The following is a 17,732-nucleotide window of genomic DNA, read 5'->3' as shown; positions in this document are numbered from 1 at the left end:
CGGCCGGAACCCTTGCAGGTCCGACCGATGGCGTCGTTGCCTTGTTTCCCGGCCCTTGCGGACCGATGGATCGCTGCCCGCACCGTTGCGGGCCGCAATCCGAATGTCGCGTCTATCTTGCCGTAACCGACGGCTCGCTGCAAGCGCCTGTTTCGCGGTGCAGCATGAGCCGGATCAGAACCTGCGGGAAATTCCCAGATAGACTTCGAGGTCGTCGCTGTCCCGGTCCAGCCCGGCATTCGCGCCCAGATCGATCTGTAAATCGTCTGAAGTCTGCCATGCAAGCGACAGACCAGAAACGTGTTCCAGGTGATGATCGCCGGTTTCACGAACGGCACGGAACTGGTATTCGGCGGTCGCGCTCAAGGCTTCGTCGAGCTTGACCGATGCGCCGACCACATTGCTGAACGCGAAATGACGGCCGTGCCTGTCCTCGTCCACATCGGCGTCAAACTCGGGCACCGCTTCCAGGCTGACCTCGGAGGTAAGTTCGTAGGAGAGCGGGACTCTGACACCGCCGCCCCAGTCGCCCGCCCCGATCGCACCGCCGCCGGTGGGCAGCGAGACGAACGGCATGACCGCCGCCGAGAAACCCGAACCGTCGGGATTGACGAGGTTGCGCCGCAAGGCCAGCGTCATGTCGCCGGTACCGCTGCGATGATCCAGCGCGCCGGTCTGCCGGTCGCGCGTCCGCACGAAGCCCAGGCCGGTCCAGCCGACCTGCACTTCTGCATGTTCGGCAACGCCCATGCGCAGCAGGAAATCCCCCAGCACGATCGTATCCTCGCGCTGCAGGGAATCGCGGTTCAAGGTCCAGTCGCCCAGCCCGGTTTCCAGCGAGAAGCGACCTGGGTCCATCGTGCAGGCCGGGGTGCCGATGCCCGGACGGTCAGGACAATAGTCGCGGTCCTCCGCCAGCGCCGTCGTTGGGACCGCCATCAGTGCGGCAAGAAGGGTAAGTCGAAGTTGCATGTCACGCCTTATAGACGAATGACGAGCATATCGTCCGCGACAGACACTTGTTCCCAATGGGATGTCAACGTTTGTATCGCCCTTGCCCGAACGCCTCCGGCAGCAGTTCGGCCCCGTCGATCCGCAAAATGAACCGCTCGAAAGGCGGTACCATCAGTTGTTCGGTATCTATGGAAAATCTAACTATTCCATACCGAACAGGCGGAATCCTAATGTCGACATCATGTCCTTCTGCGTAAGACGCACTCAACCTTACGGTCAATTGACCATCGCTGCCGAGATCGGGCAGGAGTGCCATCCCGTCTCCTGACGTGATCGCCTCAGCCGACGGGCCATGGCCCGACCGGAGACTTATCTTCACCCCCCGAGCCGCCTCGCCCGACTTGGAATCGATGACCTGAGCAGCCAGGCCGCGTTTCCAGCTTCCCGGTGCATCGCGCTCGACCGTTTGCCGCTCAGGTATCGCACAACCCGAAGGGAGCACCGGGTCCGAAAGATCGGGCGGGGGCAGCCCTGCTGCATAGGCCGCGCTACGGGCCGCATCGGCGGTATCGTACCAGGCGGCGGTAACCCGCTGGGCCTCGCCTGTCGCCGCTTCGTCGATACTGTTTCCGGCCATTATCCTGCGCGCCGCATCTTCCATACGGGAGCGCGCCGCCTGGGCTGCCGCAAGCGCAGCTTGAGCTTCGCCGCGAAGCTCCTCCGGCGTCGGCCGCTTCTCCTCTTCCGTCTCGCCATTTGTCGGAACCGGAGCCGCAGTGCTCACATAGTCGGCCAGAAACGGACAGGCCGCGCGGATCGCTGCCTCCTGCATGTCATGCTCACGGTCGAGCCGCGCCTGTTCCGCTTCGGCAGACCATGGCTGCGTGTCGAGATAGGCGAACAGCGGCTTGCCCTTGTCCGGCAGATGTGCCGTCAGCACGATGCTATCGCCTTCGCGGCGCCAGGTACCTTTCGCGTACTGGTCCAGCGCGCCGTAGGAAAGGTACCACTCGAAGCTGCCGTCCTCTCGCAGGAGCAGTTCGGAGCCTGTCTCCATGATGCCGGAAAGGTAATAATGCCCGGCAAAGGCGGGGTCGACGCGCCCGGTCGAGCTTGCCGACGAAACGGGCGCATCGCGGCGCGCGAAGGCCGGTCCAAAGGCGAACTGCGCTGCCAGACAGGCCGCAAGGAAATATCCGTACCGCATTGCAGGATGCTACGCCTCCCCGATCGACCTGCAACCGGAAAGGCGAAAAAGGGACACGGTACGTGCCGAGATTTGGGAGGGCGATGGCCGGGATTACGCCGTCGCACCTGCGCGGCGACAATGGCGAAGCACCGACCGGGACACGAGATAGCCGCCAATGACGTTAGCAGCGCCTGAGATCAGGCCGATGACCGGCATCCGCGGCGCTGCTGCCCTGTTCGTCATGCTGTACCATTTCCACCTGAACATGGCCGCCACCGGGCCGCTTTCCCGGATACTGCTCCACGGCTATCTTGCGGTGGACCTGTTCTTCCTGCTCAGCGGATTCGTCATGGCCCATGTCTATGGGCAGGCACTGGAAAACGGGACGTTCCGACAGCGGCGCTTTCTGCTGCACCGCGTGGCGCGGATCTATCCGCTCTATCTGTTGGCGACGCTGGCCTTCATGGCACTGGCCGCCCGTCATGGCAGCGCCGGCACACCCTTTCCGGTCCTCGCGACCAATCTCGTCATGCTGCAAGCGCTCGGCAATGAACCGAGCATCGATCCGCCCGCCTGGTCAGTAAGCACCGAGATGGTCGCCTACCTGCTGTTTCCCGCCATTGCCATGATCTGCCTGCGCTCGCGTCGCCGGATCGCGCTGGCCGCAGGAGCAGCGGCGCTCGGTACGATCCTGGCTCTCACGATTGCGGCAAGCCATCACTACATCGGCGCGCCGATCGCTAACGGCGAACTGGACCTGTTCTTCTCGCCCTATACGCTCATGCGCTGTCTGGCCGGTTTCACGATCGGGCAACTGCTCCATCGCCTGCATGACAGCGGCACCCTGAACCGGCTGCTCTCGGGCGACTTGTCGCAATGCGCGGTTCTGCTGCTGGTCATCGCCGCACTGGCGCAAGCATTGTCGGATTTCCCGGCCTATCTGGCGATGATGGCACTGATCGCCGCACTCGCCCAGGACCGGGGCATCCTGCGCCGCATCTTCGCGTCATCACCGCTCATGCTGCTCGGCAAAGTCTCCTTCGGCATCTACCTGTTGCACTTCCAGGCAATCGGCTTCGTCGAGCGTTTGAAGGCAGCACTCCATACGTACGGTTTCAGTGCGGGCGAAAGCGACGGAATGGCAACGCTGGCGGCGTGCACGCTGGTCATCGGGCTGGCATGGATTCTCTATCGCGGCTTAGAAAGCCCGCTGCGCCGGATCATCCGGAAAATGGAGAGGAGCGAGACCATGGTCGCCCCGCGTACATCATGGTGAAGTTCGCTCCCCGGCATGGTGGAAATCACCCCCCGAAAAAGCGCAAGCTGTCAAATTCGGGCGATTTGCAATAGTCTTGACCGCGAACTAACCTGAACCACGACAATTTTTTCCGAGTTCTGTTGGGCGGAACGGAGTCTTCCTCGGACATCACCATCTTCCGAAGATGCGATGAAGAAGAGAGGCCTGCGAACGACCATGACTACGGTAGTATCGGTAGCCATCAGAAATTCGCTGATCCGGGAGGGAGTGAGACGCATCCTTTCGGATTCCGGATTCACGCTCGCGGAACCCGTCGACGATCTCGAAAGCCTGGCTCCGCCCGCAGCGGATACAGGAGAGCACCTTATCGTGGTCGACGGCTCGCTGCTCGGCAAGGATGGTCCGGCAGTTGTCGCGGATATCCTCCATCGCTTTGCGGACGCGCGCGTGGTCGCCCTCGTCTCGTCGTTCGAATTTACCGAAATGGCCGCGATCTATGCAGCAGGCGCCTATGCCTATTTCCTCGATCAGGTACCCTACCAGTCGCTGGTGGCGATGATGCAGATGGTTGCGGTCGGCCAGAAAGTCGCTCCGCCCGAAATCATCGAACTGCTCGACAACCTCCTGCTGCTGACCGAGGTGCCCGCGCAGCGCCGCACCGGCCTTACCTACGACCTCGGCCAGCGGGAGTGGGAAGTTCTGGGCGCTCTGGAGCGGGGACTTCCCAACAAGACGATCTCGCGCAACATCGGCATCAGCGAATCCGCGGTGAAGGCAACCGTGAAATCCCTGCTCAAGAAGTTGTCGGTTACCAACCGGACCCAGGCAGCCGTGATGGCCCGCGAACTGGCGGTTCAGGGACAACTTCCCCTGCGGTCGGCGGGCGAAAAACCCAATGCAGGGCGCGGCGTTTCGAGCGGAGAAATACCGCCTCCCTTGATCCTGCGCCCCTGAGCGAGATGAAAAGATGCGCATGCACTTCGCGCCATTGAATGTGCAATCGTGAACATAACCCTCACGGCTCATCCTAAAGAATGAACGGTCGAATAGGGATAGTCTCTGTATCCATGCGGACCGCCGGAAATGAGGCCAAAGTCCAAACGGCTGCCATAGGATGCCAAAATATAGCGTGACTCGAATCTTCGCCAATGCAACATTTGTCTTTGAGGCAAAATACGGTCTCAAAGGAAGGTAAGGGGGGTTCGATAATCACCATCGAAATCTAGGGGGAATTTCATGTACAGATTTGACAATGAAGCTGTGCAACTTACCGCTCGTGAACTGGATGTCTTGCGCTTCGTGGCGATGGGGCGTTCGGCAAAGGAAACGGCGATCGAACTCAATATCGCGCCCTGCACCGTCGAAAGGCATGTCGAAAACGTCCGCCTGAAGACCAGGACGCGCAACCGGGCGCACATGATCGCCCATGTCATCCGCGAGGGACTGCTGCAACTTCAGCAGTAGAAACTCCCGCGGCAAGGGGACCCGCACGCAAATGCCGATGGATCCGATCAGACCGGTTCGGCGGGATGTATCGGGCCCAGGCGACCACATGGTCGTCCTTCAGGTCGTAGACATGGCTCTCGATAGAAGAGCCTTCGATCTCAACTAGAACCGACCCCGGGTCTACGTCGCATTCGAATGACGAAAGTGCCATGTTCAAGCCGCTTCCGAGCGCCTTGACACAGGCTTCCTTGCGAACCCAGACCGTCAGGAACGCGCGATCGCGGTCCTGCGCCTGGGCCAGACGGATATTCTCCGCATGCGTGAAATGGAATTCGGCAAGTTCCCCCGCTTCCGGGATCGGGCGGATGAATTCCAGATCCACTCCGATTTCATGGTCGCGCGACCAACCGACCAGCACGCGCTCCCTGCCATAGCTGACACTGCAATGGGACTGCGTGATACCCTTGAGCCGTGGCTTTCCACTTGGGCCGATCTCGTAGCACTGCTGCCCCGCGGAAATTCCGAGGAACGCCTCGCCCAGAACACGCAAGGCGACATGCGCAGTGCAATAGCGCCGAGCCAGTGCCGGAGTTCGGAATCGCGCTGCCCGGTCACATTCCTCGCCCGAAAGGCAGGCAAGCAAGTGCGTATCGAGATGTTCCGGAACCTCGATCAGCCATAGCGGGAAAGGGGCCGGCAAGCGTTCGCCGGCGATTTTGCCCTTGGCCTCCAATGTCCGGAACATGTCCATCGCCAACCTCAGCGCCGTCTGGATGCGAACAAGCTATACCTTGCGAAATCACGCAGCAGACGGGGGGGATCCGCATGCGGGGTCCGGCGGAAGAGCTGTTTCACCAGAAAGACGCCATGCGATGCCATCCAGGCCAGATCGGCTGCCAGCGCATAGGCGCCGCCGTGGTTCTTGCGGAAATAGCGGCGCCGCGATTCGAACCAGTAAGCAGGCATGCGCCGAGGCTCTGCCTGGCTGTCGGTGATGCCGGTGCTCTGTCCGGCAATATGCAGCACGCGGGCTTGCGGCAGATACCAGCACTCCCTCCCCATGGCCCAGACCGCGCGGCACAAGTCGGTCTCTTCGTAATAGAGGAAATAGCGCTCATCGAAGCGGAGGCCGCCACGCAGCAGATCCGACCGGATTGCCAGACTTGCGCCGCTCACCCAATCGGCGCGGGCCGGTTGCGCCCCCATGCGCCGGGCAACCGCGTGACGCGCGAGCAATTTCGACGCCGTCTTCCAGCGCAGGCCGCGTTCGATTTCGCCCAGAACGCTTGGAAAGCGGAATGCGAAAGGCCACGGCGTTCCATCACCTTCGAGCAGCGCCGTACCCACGACACCCGCGGCAGGAACCTGTCGCATGAAGCGGGCCAGTGCCCGCGCCGCACCCGGCATCACGCGGGTATCCGGATTGAGCAGCCAGACCAGTTCGGCCGCCCGACCATCTGTGAGCGCGGCATCGATCCCGATATTGTTGCCGGCACCGAAACCGCCGTTGCCTGGCGAGCGGATCACCTGCGCCCATGCCCATCCCGCGCGCACGATGGCCCCTTCGATCACTTCCGCCGAACCGTCAGCAGAGGCATTATCGACCACAATAGCCCGTATTCGCAGACCTTCCTCGATCTCGGAAGCCAGGGTTTCGAGGCAGGACACGACCAGTGCCCCCGTCCGGTAATTGACGATCACCACATCGATCGTGTCCGGTGCCCGACCACCGCTCATTCCGCCGCGACCTTGACCGGGTCGAAGGCTTCGTTGTCCTGCTCTCGAAAACCTCCAGGTTCGAAAGCAGCGAGAGCGGCATCGAGGGCTTCCTGAAACAGCGGCGCCAGCCGTTCGACGTGTGGCTCCTGAAGATTGCTGCTGTGCCCGCCGGGGATATCGACGATAACGATCTCATCGCGCACACGCTTGCCCCAGCCCAGCGCATAATCGCGATAGGTCAGACAATATGGCGTATCGTCGGCCAAGCCGGTAACGTCCCCCGCCTTGAACAGGGCCACTGTCCCGCCCTCGAACATGCCGAGGGGGCGATGCTCCCTGTGCGCCACCTCATAGAGCTTGAGGAAGGGAATCGTTTCCCTCTCGCCGCTTGCCTGGAGGCCCATGGCAGCATCGCCGGCCCGCATCTCGCGAACCGTTCTGCGGTCTCGTGCCTGATGAAGACGCGATCCAATCTCCCAGCGCACGGCATTCCAGGCGCGCCGACCGACATCGGGCAACAGGCCCGACATGCCGGACTGCGACAACGAGGCCCGCAGCCGCGCGAAGCGCAGACGCGTCGTAAGAAACCGAAACTTGCGAGCCTCGACGTCGGCAGCATCGATGATCCCCACGAATGCGACCCGTTCCCCCTGTTCCTGAAGCTGGCGCGCCATCTCGAAGGCGATGACGCCGCCCGCGCAGAGGCCCGCGAGAAGATAGGGGCCGGAAGCCTGACAGGTCCGCAAACGCGCGATGTAGTGCGCCGCCATCTCGTCTATGCGGGTATGGGCATAGGCGCCGTCGGGCCTTCGCAGCGGCTCGATGCCGATGACCGGACGCGCCTTGTCGAGCCGCAGGGCAAGCCCGCGATAGAGCAGGGTTTCGCCGAGGCCGTCGTGGACCAGAAACAGAGGCATGGCCCTGCCGCCTTCGCGAATGGTGACCATGCCCTCGCTTGCGTTTGCCGTAGCGGGGCGAGTTCCGCTGTCGGGATCGAGAACGGCCGCGAGACCGGCGATGGTCGGCTCTCCCAGCATGGCGGCCAGCGGCAGCGTCTTGCCGATCCGTTTGCGCAGGCGATTGGTGAACTGGACCGCCAGCAACGAGTGCCCGCCAAGATCGAAGAAATTGTCGCTGCGACCGATGGAACTTACGCCCAGCAGATCGCTCCACAGTTCGGCGATCGCCTTCTCCATCTCCGAGACGGGGGCATCGGCGGGATCACTGGAACCGGCAGTCGCAATCATCCTCGGCGGCTTGCGCAAAGAGGCCAGAACCGCGCGCAAGTCGTAGGGAGAAACGATCGCATGCGAGCGCCCGCTGCCTGACAGCAGCCTTTCGACGATCTCCACGCCTTCCTCGGGACGGATGCCTGTGCGGGCGCCCGTCCCGCCGGAGTTATCAGCAGCGCTATCGGCAGCGGACAGACGGCCGCTCAGCAGGCTCCCCGTCACGCGGATCATGGTGAAATCGCTCACTTCCGCAAGCACCAGCCCATCCGGATCGGTGATGGTGATGTTGAAAACGGCGCTCTGCCCCCCCTCTCCGTCCCTTCGATAGCGAATGTGGCTGGCGATACGGCCAGACAGGGGGCCGTGGATCACGAGGCGGCGATAAGTGAACGGCGCGTAGAAATCGGTGGCCGGATCACGCCCGGTTATAAGGGCCTGCGCGCCCGCCGTCGCGAAATCGAGCAAAGCCGGATGCAGGGCTAACTGGTCCGTCTCCCGCCGGAACGGCGCGGGAAGCTCAAGGTGGAGAAGCGCCTCGTCCGTCCCCAGCAAAGCCCGGTCGATAGTCTGCCAGTGCGATCCGAAGCTCAGCCCCGGCTGATCGTCGCTGCCGCCCTTGCCGGGGCGGCAGCGCGCTGCGATCGCATCGAGATCGAGCGCAGTGTGAAGCGGCACCGTCTCATGATGGCGCACCGTCCCCCGTGCGTGCTGCGTCCATGCATTCTGCGAGGACGCCTGCCGTCCAAGAACGGTGACGTGCCAGATGCCACCCTCTTCCCGCCGCACATGGATGCGCAGATCTCGGGAACTCCGGTCGGGAACGGCGAAAGGTTCGAGAAAGGCGAAGTCCGCCAGTTCGAAATCGCCGGTTTCCACCATGGCCACCGCCGCGCGCGCCATTTCGAGATAGGCGGTCCCCGGCAGAAGCGCTCCGCCATCCGTCAGGCGATGTTCGTCCAGCACCCAATCGCACTGCGGCGAGAGCGTTCCGGTCAGCAAGAATTCGCGGTTCGAGATCGAATGCAACCGGTCGAAGAAGGGGTGTGCGACCGGGCGCCCCATGCCCAGCTCCGGAAACGCGCTCTTCCCCTCCTGCCGCGCGAGTTTAGCCGCCATTCCAACTTCGGCCCACTGGCTCCATCCGATCGAAAGGACTTGCGTAACCGGATCATGCCGACGCGACTGGGCATAGGCATCGAGGAAAGCATTGGCCGCGGCATAATCGACCTGTCCCGGAAGCCCGGCAAAGGCGCTGATCGATGAAAACAGCAGAAGAAACGCGGGCGGACGGGACGCGAAGGCCTGTTCCAGCGCCAGAGTCCCGGCGATCTTGGGTCGCAGAACGGCCTCCATGGATGCGCGGCTGCGTGTTTCGACAAGTTCGTCGTCGATGATCCCGGCCGTGTGGAAGATGCCGTGGATCGGGCCGAAACGTGCCTCGGCCCGCCTGATCCCCCGCCCTAATGCGCGTGCGTCGGCCACGTCCGCAGTGACGAGTTCAACCTCGCCGCCCGCGGCCTCCAGGGCCAGGACGCGGCAGATCTTTTCCTCTATCTGAAGGGGAAGTTCACCGCCTTGGAGCAGCGTGTCCCAATATGTCCGGTCCGGAAGCGCCGTTCGCGAGACGAGGACGAGCCGCGCAGATTCCGTGCGCGCAAGATGATCCGCGATCGTCAGGCCGATGCCGCCGAATCCGCCGGTTATCAGATAAGTCCCCTGCCGTTTCACCCAGCTCTTGCCGCTCCGCATCGCCGGGATCGGACGATGATCGAGCGACCAGCGCTCGCCGCCCCGCAGCGCGACGTCGCGGCTGTTCGCCAAAACGGGTTCGCGGATCAGCGCCTCGACGATGCGTTCGCGCGCGCGGCTGTTGGAGGTCTCATCGATATCGACGGCCAGAAACCGCAGTCCCGGATATTCCGTGGCGATACTGCGCCGCGCGCCGAGCAATGTCGCCTTGAGCGGCATGACCTCGCGCTCTCCCACGACGCTCTGCGCCCGATCCGTGACCAGCACGAGTTCGACTTCCGCGCCCTCGCTGACCGCGGCCAGTTCGGGGGCCATCGCGGTCAGGGCGAACAAGCCGTGCTCCAGCAAGGTCCTGCCGCTGGTGGCCTTTCCGGTCACCAGCCAGCAGTGATATATCCGCGACGGCAGGCGGCCCCGTTCGACCAGCCGGGCGAAGAGCCAGGCCCAGTCCTCGCGAACGGCTGGATGGATCATGAAGGCGTTGCCGTTGCTTTCGGAGCGGCGGCGCCCGCTCCGCACGGTGACGACGTCCACACCGTCCGCACGAAGTTTGCCGATGAGCGCATCGGACAAGCCCTGTTCGTCGCGGAGGACCAGCACCGGCGTCCTGTCGGCCTGCCGTGCGGTCACCTCCTCGCGCGTCCAGACCGGCTCGTGGACCCAGTCCTCCAGATCCATCCGCTCGTCGGGATCGGCATCGCCGTCCTCGTGCCCAAGCGAAGCCGGCGGCTCGAACCAGTGTCGTTGCCGATCGAAGCGATAGGTCGGCAGCGGAACGCGAAGGCGGCTCTCTGCGGCCCAGAAGGCATTCCAGTCCACCGCGACGCCCAGCGACCAGAGTTCGCCGAGCGCTTCGAGCAGCCGCGCGTCGTCGGAAACATCCTGGTCCGGATGGCGCATCGAATGGACGACCGGCTGGTCCGGCTTGCGGGCCGGATGTTGCCGGGCCAGGCTGGTCATGGTCCTGCCCGGACCGACTTCCAGCAGGACGCGCTCGGGATCGTCCAAAAGGCGCCGGAGACCATCCGTGAAACGCACGGGTTCGCGCAAGTGCCGGACCCAATATTCGGGCCAGTCGGCAACCTGTTCGGCACCGACCCAGTCGCCCGTCAGGTTGGAAACGAACGGAATGCGCGGTGCCTGAAACCTGATGCGGCTCAGGATCGCGCGAAATTCGGGCAGGATACCGTCAAGCATCGGTGAATGGGCAGCGACGGTAATCGGGATGACCTGTGCCTCGACCTCCCGCCCCGCGAGCATTTCCCGAAATGCCGTGATCGCGCCGGTAGCTCCGGAAACGACGCAAAGCTGCGCTCCGTTTATCGCCGCTATGGAAAGGTCTTCAGGCAGCAACGGCGCCAATTCGGCTTCGGAGAGCGGCACCCCCAGCATAGCCCCGGCCCCAGTCTTCTCGAACAGGGCTCCGCGCGCGTGAACGATGCGCAAGCCGCTTTCGAGGTCGATCACCCCGGCAATATGCGCGGCGGCATATTCGCCGCAGCTATGGCCAATCATCGCCGCGGGCACGACCCCGAACGACATCCAGAGCCGCGCCAGCGCCGTCTGGACGATGTAGAGCGCAGGCAAGGCGTTCGACGGGCGTTCCAGTTCGGCGGCACCCCTGGCGCGATCGCTCTCATCCGGAAAAAGCCAGCGGCGCAGGTTGTTCGGTGCGATCCCGTCGAGCAACGCAAGCCCGCGATCGATTTCGGCACGGAACAGCGGCTCGGTTTCGTAGAGGCCGCGCGCCATGTCGGCATGTTGCGGGCCGCCGCCGCAGAACAGGAAGGCTACGCCCCGTCCGGGAATGCAGCGCGCGGCGGAAGCGGGCGGCGCTGCTGCCGCTTCGAGGGCGCTCGCGGCCTGATCCGCGCATCCGGCGCTCGCCACGGCGAAGCGCCGGATGCCGAGATGGCGGCGCCCCGTGCTCAGGGTAAAGGCGGCATCGGCCAGCGACAGGTCCGGGCGACCCGTAACATGCGCAGCCAGAGCGGCAAGGTTGGCCTGCACCGCACTCTCGCTCTGGCCCGAGACGGTCAGGAGTTGATGGCGGCGACTTGGCCCACCCGGCGCCCGCAATGGCGCTTCCTCCAGCACGGCATGAGCATTGGTGCCGCCCACACCCAGCGAACTGACCCCGGCGCGACGGGGGCTGTTATCGCGCCGGGGCCAGGCTTCCCGCGAGCCCTGAACCCGCATCGGACTCGCGGCGAATGCGCAATCAGGATTGGGAGCCTCGAAATGAGGCACCGCGGGAAGCTCTTCATGGCGCATGGCCAGGGCCACCTTGATGACCCCTGCCGCGCCCGCAGCCGTATCGGTATGGCCGATGTTCGCCTTGACCGAACCCAGCCCACAGGGCCGGGTTCGGCGGGCGGATTGTCCGAATACCTGTGTCAGCGCGGCGACTTCGATCGGATCGCCGATCGGCGTGCCGGTGCCATGGGCCTCGACGTAATCGATTTCGGAAGGATCGAGGCCGGAGACGGCCAGAGCCTCGGCAATGACGGCGGCCTGTCCTTCCACGCTCGGCGCCAGATAGCCGACTTTGCCGCTCCCGTCGTTGTTGATCGCCGAACCGCGAAGCACGGCATGGATATGGTCGCCACTCTCGATGGCATCCGACAGACGACGCAGGGCCAGAACCGCCACGCCGCTGCCGAAAACAGTGCCCTGCGACGAGGCGTCGAATGGTCTGCACCGCCCGTCCGGCGAAAGGATTTCCCCTTCCTCGAAGAGATAGCCCTGCCGGTGGGGCAGTTCGATCGAGGCACCGCCGGCCAGCGCCATGTCGCATTCGCCCGCCAGGAGGCTCTGCGCCGCCATGTGGATCGCCACCAGCGAGGTCGAGCAGGCGGTCTGAACATTGATGCTCGGCCCCTTGAGATCGAACAGATAGGAGGCGCGGGTCGTCAGGAAGTCCTTGTCGTTCCCAGTGTGTCGCAGCAGGAACAGCCCGGTGTCCCGGACGAGGCGCCGGTTGCCGAGCAAGTTGCAGGGCATGTAGGCGTTGTGCCCGGACCCGGCGAAAACGCCGATCACACCGCCGAAACCCTGCGGCGTATGCCCGGCATCTTCCAGCGCCTCCCACGTACATTCCAGGAAATGCCGGTGCTGGGGGTCCATGATTGCGGCGTCGCGCTGGCTGAGACCGAAGAGCGCGGCATCGAAACACTCCATGTCGGCAAGCGGAGCGCCGCGCCGGACATAGCGGGGGTTGCGCAAAAGCGACGGGCTGACACCTGCGGCGAGGAGTTCCTCCTCGCTGAAGGTCTCGATCCCCTCACGCCCTTCCCGGAGCAGGTCCCAGAACTGCTCGGTTCCGCGCACACCGGCGAAGCGACAGCTCATGCCGACGATGGCGATGGAGGAGAGGTCGGGTGCGCTTTCGCGGTCCTCGAACGATCCGAAGGCCTGGTCCATCGTTCAGGTCCTCGCGATCACGCGGAAGCCGGTCCGGCGCGCGAGTGCAGCGCGGCGGGCCATGGCGCGATCCTGTCCCTCGCGAGCGGCTGCGGCGTTGCCGACCTCTCCCGACAAGTGGCTGCCCAGCGCGGCGATCGTCGGGAAGCGAAAGATATCGGTCAGCGCCACCGGACGCGGTGCCACCGCCGCCAGGCGTCGATGCACCTGGATGGCGAGCAGCGAGTGCCCGCCGATATCGAAGAAGTTCTCTTCCCTGCCGACACGGGCCACTTGCAGGAGGTCGCACCATATCTCGCGGATCTGCGCTTCTAGCGGACTGGCCGGGGTTTCGGGCGACGCTTCGATGGAGGCGGGTTCGCGGACTGCGAGCGGTTCCGGCAAGGCCTTGCGGTCGATCTTGCCGTTGGGGGTTCGCGGCAAGGCATCGAGAACGACAAGATGGCCCGGAACCATGAATTCCGGCAGATGAGCGCGCAAATGATCGCGCAGGATTTCCGGCGACGGTCTTGCCGGTCCCGGCGTGACATAGCCGATCAGCCGCGTCACCGCGCCGTCGCTGCGGGCGATCACCACGGCCTCGGTCACGTCAACGTGTGCGGCGAGCGCTGTCTCGATTTCGCCCAGTTCAATACGATAGCCGCGGATCTTCACCTGATGGTCGAGACGGCCGAGGAATTCCAGCGTGCCGTCGCGCCGGTGCCGGGCAAGGTCGCCGGTGCGATAGGCGCGCGCGCCGGCAAGGAATGGGTGGGCTACGAAGCGCTCGGCAGTCAGTTCCGGGCGCTCATGATAGCCGCGGACAACACTCGCCCCGCCGATCACCAGTTCACCCGGCGCGCCCGGTCGCACCGGCTGCAGGCGGCGGTCGAGAATATAGACCTGCTGGTTGGCGAGCGGACGGCCTAGCGGCGGAACCTTCTCTTCCCCTGTCAGCCGATGGACGACAGACCAGACGGTCGTCTCGGTGGGGCCGTACATGTTCATGACGGCCCCCGAAACCAGTGCCTGCATGTCCTGGGCAAGGCGGGGCGGGAACGCCTCGCCGCCAACCATCAGGCAGCGCAGTTTCGCGAGTTCAGGACGGGCCGCCGGATCACCGGCCATGGCCTGAAGCAGCGAGGGCGTGCATTGGAGATGCGTCACCCCGTGCCGCCGCATCAGCTCGGCCAGGGAACATTCCCCCTCATTCGTCCGCTCCTGCACCAGCGCCCGCAGACGGTCTATGGCCGGCAGATGGGCGATCACCGTGTCGGTATCGATGCCGAAGTCTATGAGGCAGCCGATCTCATCGACCCCAAGGTCGCTGAGACGCCGTATCAGGGCGAGATTATCCTCCGGCGTTCCGAACAGGCCGCTGGTCTCGAAATAGCGCTCGAAGGCGTGTTCCAGCAGCACCTCGGTCTCCTCCTCGCTGAGACTGCCGAGATCGACCTTCCCACCCGTTTCGACGCCGGCAGGGCGCTTGAAAGCAGGGAAAGACCAGGCATATTCGTGGAGCAACGCGGTGGCGGTGCGCAGATATTCGATAAGCGGTTCGCGCACCTTCTCACGCACCGTCGCTTCGTCCTCGCCCAGGAACGTGTGGAGCATGAGCGTGACATGCCCCTCGCCGAAATGCCCGGCTTCGCGCCAGGCGCGGCGATAGGCGGCGATCTTTTCGGCTACTTCCTCGATCGACTGGCCGAGCAGGTGGGTCAGGACGAATGCTCCTGCCCGCCCCGCCTCGACGAACGTGGCGACATTGCCCGCCGAGGTGATCCAGCACGGCAGTTCGGGTTGCACAGGTCGAGGATAAGTCCGCAGTTCGACGTCAGCGCCAAGCGGTCCGGCAAAACGCCTCGCCTCGCCGCGCCACAGGGCGCGAACGTCCTGCATGCAGCTACGCAGCGAGCCTGCCCGGTCGGCGAAAGCGGCAGGGTTGAGGACGAAGTCGTTCGGCTGCCATCCGGACGCGAAGGCGATGCCCACGCGGCCGCCCGCGAGATTGTCGACCAGCGCCCATTCCTCGGCGATGCGCAGCGGGTGGTGAAGCGTGCCGACGACACTTCCGGCCCGAATGCCGACCCGCGATGTCACTGCCGCAATGGCGGCCGAGGCTACCGAGGGGTTCGGATAAGGGCCGCCGAAGGCATGGAAGTGGCGCTCCGGCGTCCAGATCGCCTCGAAGCCGTGACTATCCGCGAAACGCGCGCCCTCCAAGAGGAGCCGGTAATGATCGCCCGCGCTGCCGGCACTGGAACTGGCGAAGTAGAAGAGGCTGAACCCGGTATCGCGCAGGGGCGCAAGGGGCGAGACGTCACCCCTCACCTGCCGCTCGCTGGCCACGACGACATGATCGCCGTGCAGGAGCGGGTAGAGCAGTTCCAGCACCGAAATGTCGAAGCTCAGGCTGGTGACGGCCAGCCAGGTCCCTTCAGGCTCAAGTTTTTCATCCATCCCGGCGAAGAAGTTGAGCAGGTTGCGATGCTCCACGAGGACACCCTTCGGCACCCCGGTCGAACCCGAGGTGTAGATCATGTAGGCAAGGTTGCAGCCTCGCGCGCCGCCGTCGAAAGGATCGGACGAAACCCCGGCGCATGCCTCATAAAGAGCCTCGATGCAGAGCACCTCTGCATGCCCTGCAGCAAGCGCCCCGGCAAGCCGGACTTCGCTGAGGATCAGCGCCATGCCGGAATCCGCGATCATGTGGGCCAGGCGATCGGCGGGGTAACCGGGATCGAGCGGGACGTAGGCACCGCCCGCCTTGTGCACGGCGATCAGGCAGGCGACCATCTCCACCGAGCGGCTGAGATGCAGCCCGATCAGCGTTTCCGGCCCGACCCCGCGCGCGGCCAGGTATCGCGCAATCCGGTTGGAGCACGCGTCCAGTTCCGCATAAGTCAGCGATTTCCCCCCCGCCGTCAGCGCCGGACGATCGGGGGTACACACCGCCTGTTCTACGAACCGACGATGCCAGCCCTCTCCTCGCCAACTCTCGCCCATGGGGATGCCGGCCGGTCCAGCGTTCCACGCCTCGATCACCATGGCGCGCTCCCCGTCGGTCATCAGCGGAAGCTGGCCGAGCGGCTTTTCCGCTTCGGCCTCCGTCGCTGCCTGGAATATATCGAAGCCGGTCCAGAGGTCTTCCGCCTCGCGTTCCGCAAGGCGCTCCGCGTCGTACGTCCAGCGGCAGGTGCCCGCCTCCACGCTGATGGCAAGGTCGAGCACCGTCGCATCCGCCGGCCTGTGCTGCCCATGCCGGTCGACGAGGCGCACGGTCACCGGATGTTCTATGCTGGCCTTTCCGCGCAGTTCTGGGCTACGTGCGATCAGGTCCGCCGAATAGCCGACATGACGATGAAGTGCGGCGACTTCCCGCTCGACCACATCCGCCAGAACCGAAAGCGGGGTCTCGAAATCGATGCGGGCCTTCAGGGGAAGTTCCGAGGCGAACCAGACCGCCACATCTTCCAGTCTCGCCGCACTGACCGGATCGGCATAGCCGATCTCCACGAGGTCGCGGTCCGCGATCCGCGCAAGCCATCCCGTCAAGGTCGCGAGCAACGGCATCTCGGATTGCCGGATCGGTCGATCCACGCTGATCCATCGCGGCGGAACATTCTCCGGACGTGGTTTGAAGGCAGGCAGTTGCAGGCTGTCGCGCTGCTGGAGCCGACGACGCCACCACCGCTCGTGCAGTCCCGCAGCGGCATCGAGCAGATCGAGCCGACCGCGCTGCTCCGCATCCAGCGCGGCGAAGACGCCGGTAACCATCGCACCGGTGGCGTCCCAATTCGCACCATCGACAGTCGAGACGCGATCGATACGCAGGTCCCGGTCGCCCGTCGCCACCACCGGGACCGTTCCCCGCGCCAGCAATGTTCCCGGCTCCGCGCCCGACCGGCTGCCAAGCACCGTGACCTGCCGGATCAGCATAAGCCGACCTTCCAGCAGCGCCTTGGGCAGCCCCATGGGATTGGCGTAGAGTCCGAAATCCAGCGCCGAGACAAGCCGCGCGATTTCCTCCGCCGGGCGGGTCCAGTCGATGGTTGCGGCCGCCGCCGGGCGATGCTCGCAGCCGAACATACGGGTCGGCGCATGGCGCTGCGGCACGGCGGCGGACACCGCTCCTTCCAGATCGTCCACGATCCGCGCAAAGCTGCGCAGACCAGCCTCGAAGCATCGCGTGTTAAGCGAAAAGGCGCTCTCGCCCTCGTCCACCGCGATTGGCTCGGTCGCCAGCAAAGGGCCCGCGTCGACCGCACTCGTCATCAGATGCCAGGTCACGCCATGCTGCCGCTCGCCTTCGAGCAAGGCCCATACCGGCGTGTTGAGACCGCCACGCTCCGGCAACGGGCCATCGTGGAAATTGATCGCCCCGCGCCTGGCGAGAGACAGCACGTCCTCCGACAGGATCGACAAGTTCGAAATGCTGAAGAGCCAGTCGGCCGGCTCAGTGCCCGCGATCAGCAAGTCGCGCGGACGTTCGAGTGCCGGGATGCGATGGCGGCGCGCCCATTCGGCGGCGGGAGATCCCGCGGCAGCGACGACGGCGACCACATCGTGTCCCCGGCTTCGCAGCAATTCGCCGCATTCGACAAGAAGCGTCTCTTCACCCACCAGGATCGAACGATACCCGCCAGTCTCCTTCGGATTTCCAGATCCGGAGAGATCGACAAGATCGGCGTTCAACATCGGATCGAATGTCCCACCCATGGATATTCTCCTCATCGGGCAAAGCTATCGATTCCAAACTTGCACCACTATTTCGCCTACTCCG

General features: G+C 64.5%; 9 protein-coding genes. 3 read left to right on the top strand and 6 right to left on the bottom strand.

What is annotated here, in order from left to right; translation table 11 throughout:
• Positions 1-174: 174 nt before the first annotated feature.
• Positions 175-972, bottom strand: coding sequence for a transporter (locus ACZ1II_RS05040; RefSeq protein WP_465143323.1), 798 nt, complete (start codon positions 970-972; stop codon positions 175-177).
• A gap of 64 nt (positions 973-1,036) precedes the next feature.
• Complete coding sequence (locus ACZ1II_RS05035; protein WP_465143322.1) at positions 1,037-2,161, bottom strand: hypothetical protein; 1,125 nt, start codon at positions 2,159-2,161, stop codon at positions 1,037-1,039.
• Between the two features lie 157 nt (positions 2,162-2,318).
• On the opposite strand from ACZ1II_RS05035, the gene ACZ1II_RS05030 reads away from it, so the two are divergent.
• The 3 genes from ACZ1II_RS05030 (at position 2,319) to ACZ1II_RS05020 (ending at position 4,865) form a co-directional block, all read left to right on the top strand.
• Positions 2,319-3,419: an acyltransferase family protein gene (locus tag ACZ1II_RS05030; protein ID WP_465143321.1), complete on the top strand. Its 1,101-nt coding sequence runs from the start codon at positions 2,319-2,321 to the stop codon at positions 3,417-3,419.
• 249 nt (positions 3,420-3,668) lie between these two features.
• A complete protein-coding gene (locus ACZ1II_RS05025) occupies positions 3,669-4,355 on the top strand; it encodes a LuxR family transcriptional regulator (protein WP_465143320.1) in 687 nt (228 codons plus the stop codon).
• Between the two features lie 282 nt (positions 4,356-4,637).
• Positions 4,638-4,865, top strand: a complete 228-nt coding sequence (locus tag ACZ1II_RS05020; protein WP_086491050.1) for a response regulator transcription factor — start codon at positions 4,638-4,640, stop codon at positions 4,863-4,865.
• Here the strand turns inward: ACZ1II_RS05020 and ACZ1II_RS05015 are convergent.
• Genes ACZ1II_RS05015 through ACZ1II_RS05000 form a run of 4 tightly spaced genes read right to left on the bottom strand, consistent with a single transcriptional unit; the run spans position 4,831 to position 17,668 of the window.
• Positions 4,831-5,592 (bottom strand): 4'-phosphopantetheinyl transferase family protein, encoded by a 762-nt coding sequence (locus ACZ1II_RS05015; protein WP_465143319.1) that lies wholly within the window; start codon positions 5,590-5,592, stop codon positions 4,831-4,833. The genes ACZ1II_RS05020 and ACZ1II_RS05015 overlap by 35 nt on opposite strands.
• A gap of 14 nt (positions 5,593-5,606) precedes the next feature.
• Entirely contained in the window at positions 5,607-6,584 is a 978-nt protein-coding gene (locus ACZ1II_RS05010) for a glycosyltransferase (protein ID WP_465143318.1), read from the bottom strand.
• On the bottom strand, positions 6,581-12,970 hold the full coding sequence (locus ACZ1II_RS05005) for an SDR family NAD(P)-dependent oxidoreductase (RefSeq protein ID WP_465143317.1): 6,390 nt from the start codon (positions 12,968-12,970) through the stop codon (positions 6,581-6,583). Before ACZ1II_RS05005 ends, ACZ1II_RS05010 begins: the two co-directional genes overlap by 4 nt.
• Positions 12,971-12,973: 3 nt before the next feature.
• On the bottom strand, positions 12,974-17,668 hold the full coding sequence (locus ACZ1II_RS05000) for a MupA/Atu3671 family FMN-dependent luciferase-like monooxygenase (RefSeq protein ID WP_465143316.1): 4,695 nt from the start codon (positions 17,666-17,668) through the stop codon (positions 12,974-12,976).
• Positions 17,669-17,732 lie beyond the last annotated feature (64 nt).

The organism is Novosphingobium sp. BL-S-20 (assembly GCF_055521635.1).
The sequence above is the reverse complement of the archived record's forward strand: the minus strand, read 5'-3'. Positions and strand labels throughout refer to the sequence as shown.

Excerpts from the sequence above, each read along its gene's own strand:
- ACZ1II_RS05040 (WP_465143323.1), bottom strand. The coding sequence starts at position 972 with ATGCAACTTCGACTTACCCTTCTTGCCGCACTGATGGCGGTCCCAACG.
- ACZ1II_RS05035 (WP_465143322.1), bottom strand. The coding sequence starts at position 2,161 with ATGCGGTACGGATATTTCCTTGCGGCCTGTCTGGCAGCGCAGTTCGCC.
- ACZ1II_RS05030 (WP_465143321.1), top strand. The coding sequence starts at position 2,319 with ATGACGTTAGCAGCGCCTGAGATCAGGCCGATGACCGGCATCCGCGGC.
- ACZ1II_RS05020 (WP_086491050.1), top strand. The coding sequence starts at position 4,638 with ATGTACAGATTTGACAATGAAGCTGTGCAACTTACCGCTCGTGAACTG.
- ACZ1II_RS05015 (WP_465143319.1), bottom strand. The coding sequence starts at position 5,592 with ATGTTCCGGACATTGGAGGCCAAGGGCAAAATCGCCGGCGAACGCTTG.
- ACZ1II_RS05010 (WP_465143318.1), bottom strand. The coding sequence starts at position 6,584 with ATGAGCGGTGGTCGGGCACCGGACACGATCGATGTGGTGATCGTCAAT.
- ACZ1II_RS05005 (WP_465143317.1), bottom strand. The coding sequence starts at position 12,970 with ATGGACCAGGCCTTCGGATCGTTCGAGGACCGCGAAAGCGCACCCGAC.
- ACZ1II_RS05000 (WP_465143316.1), bottom strand. The coding sequence starts at position 17,668 with ATGGGTGGGACATTCGATCCGATGTTGAACGCCGATCTTGTCGATCTC.